A 13,981-nucleotide genomic window follows, 5' to 3' on the forward strand; every position below is an offset into this window, starting at 1 on the left:
GGGGGAAGGCGCGAAGCGCCTCAGGGGGTGTCAGTACTTGTCCGGAACGTACATGTGCTGGGGAACCGGGTTGCGCGTGTACTCCGGGTTGCGCGTGCGCTCGGGCAGCACGATGGCCGGGTGCTCTATCTCCTCGTAGGGCAGCTGCGTCAGCAGGTGGGAGATGCAGTTGAGCCGGGCCTTCTTCTTGTCCACGGCCTGCACCAGCCACCAGGGCGCCTCGGCGATGTGGGTGCGCTCCAGCATGGCTTCCTTGGCCTTGGTGTAGTCCTCCCAGCGGCGGCGGCTCTCGAAGTCCATGGGGCTGAGCTTCCACTGCTTGAGCGGGTCGTGCACGCGGCCCAGAAAGCGCAGGTGCTGCTCCTCGTCGGTGATGGAGAACCAGTACTTCACCAGCGTGATGCCCGAGCGCACCAGCATCTTCTCGAACTCGGGCACGGAGCGGAAGAACTCCTCGTACTCCTCGTCGGAGCAAAAGCCCATCACGCGCTCCACGCCGGCGCGGTTGTACCAGCTGCGGTCGAAGAGAACGATCTCGCCACCCGCAGGCAGGTGGGAGACATAGCGCTGGAAATACCATTGCGTGCGCTCGCGGTCGTTGGGCGCGGGCAGGGCGGCCACGCGGCACACGCGAGGGTTCAGGCGCTGGGTGATGCGCTTGATCACGCCGCCCTTGCCGGCCGCATCGCGGCCCTCGAAGAGGATGACCACCTTTTTCCTGTGGTGCTGCACCCAGTCCTGCAGCTTGACCAGCTCGCCCTGCAGGCGCAGCAGCTCGCGGAAGTAGGTCTGGCGGCTCACGGTGTCGGCACCGTCCAGATCGTCGCCACCGCTGCCCAGGCGGGCGTCGTCTATCTCCATCTCCAGTTCTTCGTCGTAGCTGTCGAGCAGATCGCGTTCGATGCGCTGCATCAGCGAATCATGGTGGTCGGGCAGAAGTTCGTCGTACATGGTGGGGAATCCGGGCGTCCAGGAGTTGGCGCCTGGGATGGTGGCGTGGATGTGTGACGCGGCTGTGACGGTGCGGCTGGGTGAATACCCTGGCACCGCTCGCCTTCCCAGCGCCTACAGCCACCCCGCCTTGCGGAACTTGTAGTAGAGCAGGCCGCAAACACCCAGCACGAACAGCAGTGCGGCCGGATAGCCGTATTGCCACTTCAGTTCGGGCATGTTCTCGAAGTTCATTCCCCAGACGCCGAAGAAGGCCGTGCAGATGGCGAAGATACTGGCCCAGGCTGCCAGCCGCTTGGTGACTTCGTTTTCCTCGATGGACACCATGGACAGGTTCACCTGGATGGCCGTGCCCACGGTGTCGCGCATGGTGTCGATCTGGGCGTTGATGCGGCCCAGGTGGTCCATCACATCGCGGAAGTAGTCCCTGGAGCCCACGCAGATCTGGGGGACGCGCCCGCCGTTGAGCTTGCCCACGGCTTCCAGCAGGGGGGCCACGGCGTGCTTGAGGTCCATGGCGCGGCCCTTGAGTTCATACAGCTGCTTGATGTTGTCGCGCGCCGCTCCCTTGGTGAAGATCTGCTGCTCGATCTGCTCCAGCTCCACCTCCAGCGCGTCGATGATGGGAAAGTAGCGGTCCACCACCGCATCCATCAGCGCATACAGCACAAAGCCCGAGCCGTGGCGCAGCAGCTCCGGCTCGCTCTCGCAGCGCTCGCGCACGCCCAGGAAGCCGCGCTTGCTGCGGTTGCGCACCGACAGCACGTAGTTGGAGCCCACGAAGACATCGACCTCGCCGTGGTTGAAGTGGCCGGGCCGCTCGGGCTCGGGCTCCAGCAGGTGCATCACGGCAAACAGCGAGCTGCCGTACTCCTCCAGCTTGGGCCGCTGGTGGCCGTGCAGCGCATCCTCCACGGCCAGGGCGTGCAGGCCGAACTCCTGGCGCATCTCCTCCAGCTCGGCCGGCGTGGCGTCCGCCAGCGCCACCCAGACGAAGCAGCCGGGCCGCTCTATGTAGTTGCTGATGTCGGCGACGGGAATGTCCGCCAGCTTGGCCCCGTTTTCGTAGGCAACGCAGTTGATCAGCATGGGAGGTCCCTCGGTAATTCTGGTGCTGGTGATCCTGCCATAACGGGGGAGTGGGAAAAGCCAGTGCCCAAGCTGCCACCGAAACCGCCAGCAGCCCGGGTTTGCGCACCTGGTAACAATACGTGTATAACCTGTCACAACCTGCTGGGCGCCGCCCGGCGCTTGCGAGCCAAGGACTCAGATGATCTTTCGCCAGTGGGGAATTGCGTTGGGTGCGTTGGGCCTGTGGGCCTTGAGCGGTGTATCTGCAGCCGGTGTGCTGGACAAGGTCCAGGCCGGTGGCGCGCTGGTGATTGCGCACCGGGAATCGTCTGTTCCCTTCTCCTACATCGACACCCGCAGCGGCAAGCCCGTCGGTTATGCGCTGGATCTGTGCCTTCGCCTGGCCGAGGCGGTGCGCAAGCAGACAGGCAGGAAGGACATGAAGGTGGAGTTCCTGATGGTCACGCCCGCCAATCGCATGGCCGTGATCGAGCAGGGCAAGGCCGACATGGAGTGCGGCTCGACCACGAACAACGCGCAGCGGCGCCAGACCGTGGCGTTCACGGTTCCCCATTTCATCACCGGCGCCCGGATGCTAGTGAAGGCCGACGGCACCATCAACGCGATGGAGGATCTCAAGGGCAAAAAGCTGGTTTCCACCAAGGGCACCAGCCCGATGGCCCTGGTGGCGCAGGCCAACAGGCAGCGCCTGATGGGCATCACCATTGTGGAGGCCCCCGATCACGCGAGGGCCCTGGAGATGGTGGAGAACGGCGAAGCCGACGCGTTCGTGATGGATGACGTGCTTCTCAACGGGCTGGCCGCTGCACGGCCTGATCCACGCGCCTTGAAGGTGGTGGGCAAGTTCCTGTCCACCGAACCCCTGGCGATCATGCTGCCGAAGGCCGATACCGCGTTCAAGAAACTGGTCGATGAAGAGATGAAGCGCATCATCACCAGCCGCGAAATCCACCCGATCTACGAGAAGTGGTTCCTGCAGCCGATTCCACCCAGCTCCACGAATCTGAACCTGCCGATCAGCTACCTGCTGCGCGACTTCTGGAAGTACCCCACGGCGGACATTCTGCTGTAGGCCCGTGCAGGCGCGGTGCCGGATTTGTCGAGCCGCCAGCGCTTGCCCGCTTGCCCGGTTCGACGGGCGGCTGCGGCGCCGGGCAGATTCAGCCGAACACGGGGCGCATGAAGCTGCGCTCGTAGCTGAGGATGCAGCGCGTGTCCTCCGCGTAGCGGAAGGCCGCCTGGCATTCGGGGTCCTGCATGGACTTGATGCGGTACTCCTCGTACAGCGCCATGCTGGGGAAGCTGAACATGGCCAGCGCCACATTGTTGGCACCTTCGGACGGCAGGAAGTAGCCGTGGTGCTTGCCGCCGAACTTCTCGACCAGCGGAATCCAGGTCTTGCCGTAGTGCTCGAATTCCTTGGCCTTGAACGGGTCGATGATGTAGCGCAGGTAGCAGGTGATCATGGGGATGGAAGAAGGGGAGGAAAGGAAAGGGGAGGCAGGGAGGGCAGAGCCGGCTCTAGAGTTTGAAGGAAGCCGTCAGGCGCGACAGCTTCTCCGATTCTTCCTGCAGCACCTGGGTGGCAGCCGAGGACTGCTCGACCAGGGCGGCGTTTTGCTGGGTCACGCGGTCCATGTCGGTCACGGCATGGCCCACCTGCTCGATGCCGCTGCTTTGCTCGCGGCTGGCCGAGGCGATTTCGGTCACGATGCCCGTGATGTTGCGCACCGTGGTGACCACCTCGCGCATGGTCTGGCCGGCCTGGTCCACCAGGGTGGCGCCGGCGTCCACGCTGTCCACCGAGGTCTGGATCAGCGTCTTGATCTCGCGCGCGGCCGAGGCGCTGCGCTGTGCCAGCGTGCGCACCTCGCCCGCCACCACGGCAAAGCCGCGCCCGTGCTCGCCCGCGCGCGCCGCTTCCACGGCCGCATTCAGCGCGAGGATATTGGTCTGGAAGGCAATGCCGTCGATCACGCCGATGATGTCCACCACGCGGCGCGAGGAGCTGTTGATCTCGCCCATGGTGGCCACCACCTGGTCCACCACGGAGCCGCCGCGCTCGGCCACGGAACAGGCGCCCGAGGCGATCTGGCTGGCGTGCTGGGCGTTCTCGGCGTTCTGGTGCACGGTGGCCGTGAGCTGCTCCATGGAGGCGGAGGTTTCTTCCAGCGAACTGGCCTGGCGCTCCGTGCGCTGCGACAGGTCCACGCTGCCCGTGGCGATCTCGCCGGCCGAGCGGTGGATGACGCCGGCCGTGTCATGGATGCGCGTCACCAGCTGGCGCAGCTGCTCGCTCATGCGCTGCACGGCGGCGATCACGCTGCCTTCGGGGGCCTGGGCTGCGCCCGCCAGCCCCGACTGCGACAGGTCGCCCGAGGCGATGCGGTTGGCAATCTCGGCCGCCACCGCCGGCTCGCCGCCAATGGCATTGAGCACGCTGCGCGTGGCCAGCCACGCGATCAGGGACAGCAGTGCGCCCAGCACGGCCAGCGCCGCCACCGACTTGGTGATGGTGGCGACAAAGGCCTGCTGGATGTCGTCCACATAGTCGCCAGCGATCAGGTCCCAGTTCCAGGCCGTGGAGCGCCTGGCATAGGCCAGCTTCTCGCTGGGTTCCTTGGCGCCGGGGCGGGGCCACCAGTACGTGAGGTAGCCGCTGCCCTGGGCCGATGCGCCCACGGCGGCAATGTTGCGGTACAGGTAGTTGCCCTTGGCATCCTGGAAGCCGCCCATGTTCTTGCCGTTGATGCCCGGGCTTGCGGGATTGTTCAGCACCACGGAATCCGTGGTGATGCTGGTGATGTAGCCTGCGCCGCCTGCATAGCGCAACTGGCCCACGCGGGCAATGGCGGTGGCCTTGGCTTCTTCCTCTGTCAGCTTGCCGGCCTTGGCCTCGGCGGCAATCGCCGCAATCAGGCTGTCGCCCGCATCGACGAAGTCGCGCAGCGCCTGCTGCCGGGCCTCGTAGGCCTTGTCGCGTGCCTGGTAGGCGTTGAAGAGGGTGAGCGCAAGCAGCGCGAGAAGGCAGAAAACCAGCGGTGCCAGCAGTTTCTGGCGAAGGGACAGGGCGGGCATGGTCGGGGAGTGCAGCAGTAGGCCAGGAACGCCACAATGCTACAGAAACTTACGGCATGGTTGCATGTAATTACAAATAAAGCTGCGGTCCGCAGCACTGCAAAGGCGGGCGAAAATCGCGCCATGCAAGAAACCCCGCCTCCCGCCGCCCAGCCCCGCAATCCGCTGCACGGCGTCACGCTCGAAGCCATCGTCCTTGCCCTGGAGGCCCGCTACGGCTGGGCCGGGCTTGCGCGGCAGGTTCCGGTGCGCTGCTTTGCGCTGGACCCCAGCGTCAGCTCCAGCCTGAAGTTCCTGCGCAAGACGCCCTGGGCGCGCGAGAAGGTGGAGGCGCTCTATCTGGAGATGCTGCGCAAGGACAGGCACAGGCCTGCTTCCAAAGACTGAAGGCGAAGCCGGTGGCCACCGGGCAGCCTGTCCGGTGCGCTGGCGCAGGTTCTGCCGATCATCGGCTCCCGCTGCATGCCTGCATCCCTGCCGCCGTGATTGCCGCCGCCCTGGACAAGCTCGGCATCACGCAGGCTCCGCGCCCAGCGCCTGGGCCAGGAACTCGGCCGTGACGCGCACCCGGGCCGTGCGCTGCAGGTCGGGGTGCATGACCTGCCAGACCTCGTAGTCGTCCGAGCGCTGGCGCTGCGGCCAGATGCGCAGCAGGCCTTCGCGCTCGCCCATGCTCACGGGCATTTCGCCCAGGCCTATGCCGGCCGCCACGGCCTTGCGCACCAGCAGGCTGGAGTTGGCGGCCATGGCGATCCTGGCCTGGCGCGCGGGCACGTCCACCATGGTGGGAACGGGCCGCTGCTCCAGGAAGGGACCGTAGACCACGAGGTGGTGGCCGCGCAGTTCGTCCTCGGCCACGGGCTCGCCAAAGCGCGCCACATAGGCGGCACTCGCAAACAGTCCTACCGGCCATGCCGCCACGCGGCGCACCACCAGCTCGGGCGCCTCGGGGCGGACGTTGCGAAACGCGATGTCGGCCTGGCGGCGGCCCAGGTTGAGCATCTGGGTGGACACCTCCAGGTCCACGCGGATGCCGGGCCAGCGCTGCTGCAGGCGCTCGATGGCGGGCAGCAGGAATTCGGTGGCAATCGAGTCGGTGCTGGTCACGCGCACCAAGCCGGCCGGGCTGTCGTCCAGGCCTTCGATGCGCGTGCGCAGGTCCAGCGCCGCGACCTCCATGCGTCGCGCCGCGCCCAGCGCTGCCTCGCCAGCGGCCGTGAGCAGGTAGCCATCCCTGGCGCGCAAAAACAGCTTGCTGCCCAGCTCGGCCTCCAGCGCGTTCAGGCGCCGGCCCACGGTGGCCTGGTCCACGCCCAGGGTGCGTGCGGCCGCGCGCAGGGAGGGGGCGCGTGTCAGGGCGAGAAAGATGCGGGTGTCATCCCAGTTCATGGCGGTTGGCGTGATGCAGATTTGCAGCACTGTAGAGCGAAATCGCTGCGTTCGAGCGGCTGGCGGCAGTCGTAAGCTCGGGGCATTCGTTTCTTCAACCTGTTTTTGGACACTCTTTCGCCATGAATGACGACGCCCGCATGCAAGCCATTGTTTTCGACGATTTCGGCGGCCCCGAAGTGCTCGTGGCCCGCGACGTGGCCCGGCCCGAAGTCCGGCCCCATGACCTTCTGGTGCGCAATGCCTCCATCGGCGTGAACCGTGCCGATGTCTCGCACCGCAAGGGCGCCTATGGCCGCGCCCACTTTGGCGAATCCGACCTCATGGGCCTGGAGATCGCCGGCACGGTGGTGCAAGTGGGCGCCGAGGTGCAGGGCTTCGCCGTGGGCGACCGCGTCATGGGCATCGTGGGCGGCGGCGCCTATGCCGAGCTGTCGCGCATCGACCACCGCATGGCCATGCATGTGCCCGAGGGCCTTTCGCTGACGGATGCCGGCGCGGTGGCCGAAGTCTTCGTGACGGCGCATGAGGCGCTGTTCCACCTGGCCCAACTGCAGCCTGGCGAAGCCGTGCTCATCCACGCGGCCGGCAGCGGCGTGGGCTCGGCGGCGGTGCAGCTGGCGCATGCGGCCGGGGCGCGCGTGTTCGCCACGGCCAGCGGCGACAAGCGGGCGGCTGTCACGGGCCTTGGCGCCGACGTGTTCATCGACTACCGCAGCGAAGACTTCCAGGCCGTGGTGGCCGAGCAGACCGGCGGCCAGGGTGTGGATGTGGTGGTGGACTTCATCGGCGCCCCGTATCTGGAGCGCAACCTGCGCTCGATGGCCATGGGCGGGCGCATGGTCTGCGTGGGCCTGCTGGGCGGCGCGCTGGCGGCGGCCGTGCCCATGGACGTGCTGCTGTACAGGCACCTGAGGATCTTCGGCACGGTGATGAAGTCGCGCCCGCCCGAAGTCAAGCAGGCCATGGTCCGGCGCTTTGCCCAGCGCTGGCTGCCCGCACTGGCGGCCGGCACCATCCGCCCCGTGATCGACAGCACCTGGCCGCTGGCCGAGGCCGCGCAGGCGCACCGGCGCATGGAGTCGGGCCAGAGCGTGGGCAAGCTGCTGCTGATTCCCGGGCAGGGCGGTCAATAGGGCACTCAATAGGGCGCTCAATAGGGCGTTCAATAGGGCGGCCAGGCCCCATCCCCCGCGTCCACGGTCGCGAACATGGTGCGCACGGTGTGCGTGAAATGCGGCCGCGTGATGTCGCTCCAGGCCGTGGCGCGCACCTGCAGCCAGGCCGGGCAGCCCAGCACGCCGGGGTTTTGCAGGTCATAGCAGGCCAGGGACAGCGGGCCGCCGTCGTGGTTCAGGTAGCGGCGTGAATGGATGTTGCCCTGCACGGCGGCCAGGCCCGGCATGTGTTCTTCGTCGTACCAGCGAAAGATCTCGGGCGCCCAGCCTTCGGCCGGGTCCATCTCCACCGTGTAGTGGGCATGGCGCTGCTGCCCGTGCGAGGCGCCGGGCCGGTCGAAGGCCAGCGTCAGCCTGGACGCCGCAAGGTTTGATGCGGCCGGCAGCATGGCCTGCGCCGCCGCCTGCACGGCAAGCACTGCGGGCCGCGAGACGCCCATGCGGCCCGGCAGCTCCACATAGACATAGATGCGCCCCGTGCTGGCCGACCAGGCGAATCGCTGGACGGTCAGGCGCACGCCCAGGCCTGCCGCCTGGGTGAGGGCGTCGCCAAACGCAGGACCGTAGGCGCTTCTTGCGAGTGCCTTGGCGCTTGCCAGGCAGGGCGCTGCCATCGTCCATTGCAGCAGCAGGCAGTCGGCAGGTATGCGGGAATCAGCCATGCCTTCAGTGCCCGATATGGAATGCGGTGAGAAAGCGCGAGACCATGTTGTAGGCCGCGATGGTGGCCACCAGGTCCACCTGTTCCTGCGCGCTGAAGCGGGCCTGCACCTGGGCGAACAGCGCGTCGGCGACGGTGATGTCGCGCGTCATGGCATCGGTCAGGCGGATGGCAAGGTGCTCTTGCTCGGTCCACGGCGCATCCGCGGCGCAGGGGATGCTGCGGGTCGCCTCGATGGCCGCATCGCTCTTGCCCGCCTTGTGGGCATGGGGCACATGGGCATTGAATTCATAGGGCGCGCCGTTGAGCACGGCCACGCGCAGGATGACCAGCTCGCGCAGCCCTGCATCCAGGCTGCTGCGATTGCGTACGGCCGACAGCATCTGCTCCCATCCGTGGGCGATGGGCGGGCTGTTGAGCAGCACCTGGTACAGCTCGGAAATGCGGCCGCGTTCGGCCAGGATGCGCGATTCCACAGCCGCCAGTTCGGGGCGGGTTCCGGGGAGTACGGGTTGGATTCTCATGGGGGCTCGCTTCAGTCGGGGGTGATGCCGTTGGCGCGTACCACGCGGCTCCATTTGAGGGTGTCGGCCTGCAGCGCCCTGGCCAGCTCGGCCGGCGTGCTGCCCACGACTTCGGTGCCAGAGGCTTCCAGGCGGCTTTTGACCGAGGGCGTGTTCAGCGCCCGCTGCACGGCCTGGCTCATTTTTTCGGTCTCGGCCGCTGGCGTGCCCTTGGGGGCGAACAGGGCGTACCAGTTGTCCGAATCCACGCCGGTGATGCCGATCTCGGCAAAGGTCCTGACCTCGGGAAAGCGCGGGTGGCGCCGGCTGGCGGCAATGGCAACGGGCTTGAGCTTGCCGGCGGAGATCTGTCCGATCAGCCCGGGAATGTCGCCAAAGAAACCATCGACATGGCCCGCCACCACATCCGTGATGGCGGGCGCGGCGCCCTTGTAGGGAATGTGGGCGAGCTGGATGCCCGCATGCTCTTTGAGCAATTCCATGGCCAGGTGCGGCACGCTGCCCGTGCCGGACGAGGCCATGGTCAGCGGTGTACGGGCCTGGCGTGCGGCTGCCACGAACTGCGCGCCGTTGCCGTAGGGCGCCTTGGCGTTGACCACCAGCATCTCCACGTTGCTGACCACCAGCGACACCGGAGCGAGGTCGGTGGCCGGCTTGTAGCCGAGCTTGGGGTACAGCGCCGGGTTGATGGCCACGGCGCCCACGCTGGTCAGCCACAGCGTGCGCGTGTCCGGCTGTGCGCGCGATACGTATTCGGCCGCAATGGCGCCGTTGGCACCGGCCTTGTTCTCGACCACGACGATGCTGCCCAGCTCCTTGCCCAACTGCTCGGCCAGCGTGCGCGCCACGAAGTCCACCGGGCCGCCCGGCGGAAAGGCCACGACGATGCGCGTCATCTGCGGCTGCGCGGGCGCAAGCGCGGGCCATGCGGCGCAAACCAGGGCAGCGAGGGGCGCCAGGGCCGCCAGCGCCATGGACAGGCAGCGCCTGCGGCGGGTGGAAGGGATGCTTGTCATGGATGTCTCCTTTTATGGGTATCTGTGGGCAGGGCGACCGGCGATGAGCCACAGGCGACAGGCGCCGTCTGCGGTCCTCAGAACCGGTACAGCCGCTGCGGGTTGTCCACCAGCAGGGCCTGCCGCAGCGCTGGCGTGGGCGCGATGTCGGCCAGCGCATCGACCAGCAGGCCGTCGTCGGGCACATGCGTGTGGTTGGGGTGGGGCCAGTCCGTGCCCCACAGGCATTGCGTGGGAAAGCGCTCCACCAGCAGGCGCGCCAGCGGCTTGCCCTGGGCATAGGGCGGCTGGCTGTCGATGCGGTCCACGCCGCTGACCTTGACGTGGAACTGCGGCTGGTCGGCCAGCAGCTGCATCAGCGCCTGGAAATCTGCATGCCCTGCGCCCAGGCGCGCATCCACGCGCCCCATGTGGTCGATCACCACGGGCACGGCACTGGCCTGCAACTGCCGGCCCACCGTATGCACCAGGCTGCTTTCGAAATGCACCTGCAGATGCAGTCCGGCCGCGGCCAGGCGCGGGGTCAGCGCCAGAACGTCTTCAATGCGGGCGCCGGCCAGGTGCCGCATGAAGTTGAAGCGCACGCCCCGGAACCCCGCACCCGCCAGCCGCGCCAGCTCGCCATCGGACACATCGGCGGCCACCAGCGCCACGCCCAGGTAGTTGCCGCCACCGGCGGCAATCGCGTCCTGCACCGCACTGTTGTCCAGGCCGTGGCAGGCGGACTGCACGATCACGCAGCGCGACACGCCCAGGTGGCGGTGCAGTGCAAACAGCGTGTGCTTGCCCGCGTCCGCCGGGGTGAAGCTGCGCCCGGCCGCATACGGAAACTGGGTGCCGGGACCGAACACATGCACATGGGTATCGCAGGCGCCCGCAGGCAGCTGCAGCGCGGGCTTGGAGGGGGACAGGGCGTAGGTGAGTTCAGGCATGGGGCTTTGCAACAAGGCAGCGACAGCGAAGGCTTGTGGCGATTGTGGTCGGGCTTGCCGCGAATGAGGCATAGACTTGGCTGATACCTGCTATCAGCCAAAAGCATGCTGAAAGCCCTTGCCAAGGAGAACCATGGACCTGACGCGCCTGAGCTATTTCGCTGCAGTGGCCGAGGCCGGCAGCTTCAGCCGCGCCGCCGCCGCCCTGCATTTGTCGCAACCGGCCCTCAGCCGACAGGTGCTGTTGCTGGAGGGGGAGCTGGGACAGCGGCTGCTGGAGCGCACCGGTCGCGGCGTGGTGCTGACCGAGCCGGGCCAGGCGCTGCTGCAGCATGCGGCCGGCATCTTTGCGCTGGCCGCGCAGGCCGAATCGGACATGCAGGACCGGCTGCGCAGCCCGCGCGGGCGCATCAGCATCGGCCTGCCGCCCTGGGTGGCGCGCTCCATCGCCGCAGACCTGGTGCAGGGCTTTTTGCAGCAGTACCCCGACGTCACCATCTCCATCGAGGAGAACCTGAGCATCAGCCTGCGCGAGTGGCTGATCGCCGGGCGCGTGGACATGGCCCTGCTGTTCGATCCCCCGCACTCGCCGCAGATCACCACGGAGACCCTGCTGCGCGAGCCGCTGGTGCTGGTCAGCAGGCATGCGCTGCCCGCCAAGGTCCGCATGGCGGCGCTGTCCCAGCGCAAGCTCGTCATGGCGCGCGGCCCCAACGCGCTGCGCAAGCTGCTGGAGAGCTACACCGTGCCGCGCGGCGTGCCGCTGCACATGCTGGCCGAGGTCGATTCCGTGCACACCGTGCTCTCGCTGGTGGCCCGGGGCATGGGCGACTCCGTGCTGCCGCTGAGCGCCATCCAGGGCACGGCCTCGCCTTCGCAGCTGTCGATCGCGCAGATCATCTCGCCCGTCGTGCGCAACCGCCTGGTGCTGGCCATTCCGCGCGCACGCCCGTCCACCCGCGTCACGCGCTTTGCAGAGCAGCTGATCAAGCGGGTGGTGAGCGAGCGGCTGGGCTTGCCGGGTTGATCCGACAGCTGTTGAACGGCCAGTGCGAAGCCCTGGCCCGCACTCAGCCCAGCTTGTGCCGCGTCCTGAGCAATCCCAGGCCCAGCGCGATGAAGGTGCCGCCCACGATGCGGTTGAACAGCCTGGCGTGCGCCAGCACGTGGCCCTTGATCATGGAGATCAGCAGCACATAGCAGGCGTGCGAGATCAGGGCGCACACCGCGAACGTGGTGGTCAGCACCAGGTACTGCGTGAGCAGCGGCTCGCCCGGGATGACGAATTGCGGGAACAGCGCGGAGAAGAACAGGATGGCCTTGGGATTGGTCAGCGACACGCCCAGGCCCTGCGCCACCAGCTGCCAGTTCCCGCGTTCACGCCGGTGGGCAGGCGCCAGGCCGGCGTCGCTGCCCAGCAGCGCGTCCTTGCTGCGCCAGCGCTTGACGCCCAGCCAGATCAGGTACATGGCGCCTGCCACCTTCATGACCAGAAATGCGTGGGCCGACATGCTGAGAATGGTGCCCATGCCGATCATGGCCAGCCCGGAGACCACGAAGATGCCCACCGAGCTGCCCAGCGAACTCAGGGCCGTTCGCCTGGCGCCCACGTCCACCGAGTTGGAGATGGCCAGCAGCACAGCCGGGCCGGGAGTGAAGCACATCAGCAGCGAGACGCCGCAGAAAACAAGCCAGTGGGCGATGGTCATGGTCGGTGCGAGGAGGCCGTGGGAAGACAGCCGGTATTCTCGTTCAATAACGCCCCCTGCGTGGCCCCGGGGTTGCCGGCCGCCCCGGCCCGTGCAAACAGATGCATGGCCCATCCCGCGCAGGCCGCCGCGCAGGCCCAGACCAGCCCCCAGCCCTGGGCCGACAGCAAGTGCGGAATGGCCAGCGGCACGAGGAAGCACACCGCGAACACCGAGGTATTGGCCATGCCCAGCGCCGTGCCCGCGCGGGCAGCGCCGGCCAGCCCGGCCAGCTGCGTGTAGGCAACGCCGTGCCAGGCGGACACGCAGATACCGCACACGCCCAGCATCACCATCAGCACCAGGCCCATGGCGGGCGACACTGCCGATGCGCCCGGATGGCTGCTCCAGCTCAGGGCCGCCATGCCCGCGAACAACGCCAGGGTGAGCTGGCAGCAGGCGCGCAGAAAGGCCGGGCGGTTCTGGCGCCTGTCGGTCCAGCGGCCGCTGCAGATGCGCAGGGCCATGGAGGCGAGCTGCACGACCGACATGACGGCCGCCGCCACGCCCAGCCCCAGGTGGGCATGGTCATGCAGAAACACCGTTCCGAACGAGAGCACGGCGAACTGCGGGGCGCACAGGATGCCGATGCCGGCGGCCATGCGCCAGGCTTGCCGATCGCGCAGGGGCCCTGGCGCGGATGGCCCGGCCCGGCCTGGCGCAGCGGCCTTGCCTGAGGCCGGTGCATGCGGTGGCTCCTGAATCCACAGCGCTGCAAACACCGCCGCCGCCAGGCACAGCGCCGCCAGCACGCCATAGACGGCGGCAAAGCCTGCATGCGTGGCCAGGCCGGTCAGCAAGGGGGCGCCAATGGCGCCGCCCAAGGGCACGGCGGTCTGGCGGATGCTCATGGCCAGGCCGCGCTCGCCTTCGGCAAACCAGCCCATGACGGCCCGGCCACTGGCACCGTTGACGCTGCCGCCCAGCAGCCCCACCAGCACCAGCCCGCCGGCCAGCAGGCCGAACGAAGGGATATGGTCCGGCGATGGCGAGGCCCAGAGCGCCATCGCCGCCAGGGCCAAGGCCGTGCCGCACAGGCCCAGCAGCAGCACCGGCCGGTCGCCCCAGCGGTCCGTCAGCAGGCCCCAGGGCAGTTCGCTGAGCGCAATGCCCAGGCCCATCAGCCCCAGCGCCAGGCCCAGCGTCTGCGTGTCCAGCTGGTAGCCCGAACGCATGAGGATGGCCGTCATGGGGATGCCGCTGAAAGCCACGGAAAACGCGGCGTTGGCGATGACGCCAGCGGCCAGCACCTTCCATCGGTGGCGGGGCGGGTGGGGGGAAGCCAAGGGGCTGGGATTGGCGCTGCGGCCGGCAGGAGAAGAGGTCATGGCCGGCAGTATGGTCAGCCCCAACCATCCTGAAAATCACATAATTTCGTATCTATAATCCAGCTTTTCAGCACGATGAAGGCT

General features: G+C 67.8%; 15 protein-coding genes. 4 read left to right on the plus strand and 11 right to left on the minus strand.

What is annotated here, in order from left to right; all coding sequences use genetic code 11:
* Positions 1–30: 30 nt before the first annotated feature.
* Complete coding sequence (gene ppk2, locus DTS01S_RS25270; RefSeq protein WP_017404332.1) at positions 31–951, minus strand: polyphosphate kinase 2; 921 nt, start codon at positions 949–951, stop codon at positions 31–33.
* 114 nt (positions 952–1,065) lie between these two features.
* Positions 1,066–2,040 (minus strand): magnesium/cobalt transporter CorA, encoded by a 975-nt coding sequence (corA, locus tag DTS01S_RS25275; RefSeq protein ID WP_012206223.1) that lies wholly within the window; start codon positions 2,038–2,040, stop codon positions 1,066–1,068.
* A gap of 181 nt (positions 2,041–2,221) precedes the next feature.
* On the opposite strand from corA, the gene DTS01S_RS25280 reads away from it, so the two are divergent.
* On the plus strand, positions 2,222–3,115 hold the full coding sequence (locus tag DTS01S_RS25280) for an amino acid ABC transporter substrate-binding protein (protein WP_061289461.1): 894 nt from the start codon (positions 2,222–2,224) through the stop codon (positions 3,113–3,115).
* A gap of 88 nt (positions 3,116–3,203) precedes the next feature.
* Here DTS01S_RS25280 and DTS01S_RS25285 read toward each other — a convergent pair whose 3' ends face one another.
* Positions 3,204–3,509 carry an NIPSNAP family protein gene (locus tag DTS01S_RS25285; protein WP_016446410.1) on the minus strand — a complete coding sequence of 102 codons (306 nt, stop codon included), beginning with the start codon at positions 3,507–3,509 and terminating at the stop codon, positions 3,204–3,206.
* A gap of 55 nt (positions 3,510–3,564) precedes the next feature.
* On the minus strand, positions 3,565–5,121 hold the full coding sequence (locus tag DTS01S_RS25290) for a methyl-accepting chemotaxis protein (protein WP_061289463.1): 1,557 nt from the start codon (positions 5,119–5,121) through the stop codon (positions 3,565–3,567).
* Positions 5,122–5,244: 123 nt separating this feature from the next.
* Here DTS01S_RS25290 and DTS01S_RS25295 point away from each other — a divergent pair, with 123 nt between their 5' ends.
* Positions 5,245–5,508 carry a VF530 family protein gene (locus tag DTS01S_RS25295; RefSeq protein ID WP_174538934.1) on the plus strand — a complete coding sequence of 88 codons (264 nt, stop codon included), beginning with the start codon at positions 5,245–5,247 and terminating at the stop codon, positions 5,506–5,508.
* A 126-nt stretch (positions 5,509–5,634) separates the two neighbouring features.
* Here the strand turns inward: DTS01S_RS25295 and DTS01S_RS25300 are convergent, their stop codons facing one another.
* Positions 5,635–6,510 (minus strand): LysR family transcriptional regulator, encoded by an 876-nt coding sequence (locus DTS01S_RS25300; protein ID WP_061289469.1) that lies wholly within the window; start codon positions 6,508–6,510, stop codon positions 5,635–5,637.
* Between the two features lie 122 nt (positions 6,511–6,632).
* Between DTS01S_RS25300 and DTS01S_RS25305 the strand changes: the two genes are divergently transcribed.
* Positions 6,633–7,646: an NAD(P)H-quinone oxidoreductase gene (locus DTS01S_RS25305; protein ID WP_061289471.1), complete on the plus strand. Its 1,014-nt coding sequence runs from the start codon at positions 6,633–6,635 to the stop codon at positions 7,644–7,646.
* A 29-nt stretch (positions 7,647–7,675) separates the two neighbouring features.
* On the opposite strand, the gene DTS01S_RS25310 is transcribed toward DTS01S_RS25305, so the two are convergent.
* The 4 genes from DTS01S_RS25310 to DTS01S_RS25325 form a co-directional block, all read right to left on the minus strand.
* Positions 7,676–8,350 (minus strand): hypothetical protein, encoded by a 675-nt coding sequence (locus tag DTS01S_RS25310; RefSeq protein WP_061289474.1) that lies wholly within the window; start codon positions 8,348–8,350, stop codon positions 7,676–7,678.
* 4 nt (positions 8,351–8,354) lie between these two features.
* Complete coding sequence (locus DTS01S_RS25315) at positions 8,355–8,873, minus strand: carboxymuconolactone decarboxylase family protein (protein ID WP_016451460.1); 519 nt, start codon at positions 8,871–8,873, stop codon at positions 8,355–8,357.
* Between the two features lie 11 nt (positions 8,874–8,884).
* A complete protein-coding gene (locus DTS01S_RS25320; RefSeq protein WP_046238354.1) occupies positions 8,885–9,889 on the minus strand; it encodes a Bug family tripartite tricarboxylate transporter substrate binding protein in 1,005 nt (334 codons plus the stop codon).
* A 77-nt stretch (positions 9,890–9,966) separates the two neighbouring features.
* Complete coding sequence (locus tag DTS01S_RS25325) at positions 9,967–10,821, minus strand: amidohydrolase family protein (RefSeq protein WP_061289477.1); 855 nt, start codon at positions 10,819–10,821, stop codon at positions 9,967–9,969.
* Between the two features lie 133 nt (positions 10,822–10,954).
* On the opposite strand from DTS01S_RS25325, the gene DTS01S_RS25330 reads away from it, so the two are divergent.
* Positions 10,955–11,848 (plus strand): LysR family transcriptional regulator, encoded by an 894-nt coding sequence (locus tag DTS01S_RS25330; RefSeq protein WP_016446401.1) that lies wholly within the window; start codon positions 10,955–10,957, stop codon positions 11,846–11,848.
* A 43-nt stretch (positions 11,849–11,891) separates the two neighbouring features.
* Here DTS01S_RS25330 and DTS01S_RS25335 read toward each other — a convergent pair whose 3' ends face one another.
* Together DTS01S_RS25335 and DTS01S_RS25340 are read right to left on the minus strand one after the other, a co-directional pair.
* Positions 11,892–12,530, minus strand: a complete 639-nt coding sequence (locus DTS01S_RS25335; protein ID WP_016451462.1) for a LysE family translocator — start codon at positions 12,528–12,530, stop codon at positions 11,892–11,894.
* Complete coding sequence (locus DTS01S_RS25340) at positions 12,527–13,897, minus strand: MFS transporter (RefSeq protein ID WP_026062115.1); 1,371 nt, start codon at positions 13,895–13,897, stop codon at positions 12,527–12,529. The genes DTS01S_RS25335 and DTS01S_RS25340 overlap by 4 nt, the downstream gene beginning before the upstream one ends.
* Positions 13,898–13,981: the final 84 nt, after the last annotated feature.

Source organism: Delftia tsuruhatensis NBRC 16741, from assembly GCF_001571325.1.
GTDB lineage: Bacteria > Pseudomonadota > Gammaproteobacteria > Burkholderiales > Burkholderiaceae_C > Comamonas > Comamonas tsuruhatensis.

What these genes read in the sequence shown, in the direction of transcription:
- DTS01S_RS25325 (WP_061289477.1), bottom strand. Translation starts at nt 10,821, where the DNA reads ATGCCTGAACTCACCTACGCCCTGTCCCCCTCCAAGCCCGCGCTGCAG.
- DTS01S_RS25300 (WP_061289469.1), bottom strand. Translation starts at nt 6,510, where the DNA reads ATGAACTGGGATGACACCCGCATCTTTCTCGCCCTGACACGCGCCCCC.
- DTS01S_RS25285 (WP_016446410.1), bottom strand. Translation starts at nt 3,509, where the DNA reads ATGATCACCTGCTACCTGCGCTACATCATCGACCCGTTCAAGGCCAAG.
- DTS01S_RS25315 (WP_016451460.1), bottom strand. Translation starts at nt 8,873, where the DNA reads ATGAGAATCCAACCCGTACTCCCCGGAACCCGCCCCGAACTGGCGGCT.
- DTS01S_RS25280 (WP_061289461.1), top strand. Translation starts at nt 2,222, where the DNA reads ATGATCTTTCGCCAGTGGGGAATTGCGTTGGGTGCGTTGGGCCTGTGG.
- ppk2 (WP_017404332.1), bottom strand. Translation starts at nt 951, where the DNA reads ATGTACGACGAACTTCTGCCCGACCACCATGATTCGCTGATGCAGCGC.
- DTS01S_RS25335 (WP_016451462.1), bottom strand. Translation starts at nt 12,530, where the DNA reads ATGACCATCGCCCACTGGCTTGTTTTCTGCGGCGTCTCGCTGCTGATG.
- DTS01S_RS25320 (WP_046238354.1), bottom strand. Translation starts at nt 9,889, where the DNA reads ATGACAAGCATCCCTTCCACCCGCCGCAGGCGCTGCCTGTCCATGGCG.
- DTS01S_RS25330 (WP_016446401.1), top strand. Translation starts at nt 10,955, where the DNA reads ATGGACCTGACGCGCCTGAGCTATTTCGCTGCAGTGGCCGAGGCCGGC.
- DTS01S_RS25295 (WP_174538934.1), top strand. Translation starts at nt 5,245, where the DNA reads ATGCAAGAAACCCCGCCTCCCGCCGCCCAGCCCCGCAATCCGCTGCAC.
- corA (WP_012206223.1), bottom strand. Translation starts at nt 2,040, where the DNA reads ATGCTGATCAACTGCGTTGCCTACGAAAACGGGGCCAAGCTGGCGGAC.
- DTS01S_RS25305 (WP_061289471.1), top strand. Translation starts at nt 6,633, where the DNA reads ATGAATGACGACGCCCGCATGCAAGCCATTGTTTTCGACGATTTCGGC.
- DTS01S_RS25290 (WP_061289463.1), bottom strand. Translation starts at nt 5,121, where the DNA reads ATGCCCGCCCTGTCCCTTCGCCAGAAACTGCTGGCACCGCTGGTTTTC.
- DTS01S_RS25340 (WP_026062115.1), bottom strand. Translation starts at nt 13,897, where the DNA reads ATGACCTCTTCTCCTGCCGGCCGCAGCGCCAATCCCAGCCCCTTGGCT.
- DTS01S_RS25310 (WP_061289474.1), bottom strand. Translation starts at nt 8,350, where the DNA reads ATGGCTGATTCCCGCATACCTGCCGACTGCCTGCTGCTGCAATGGACG.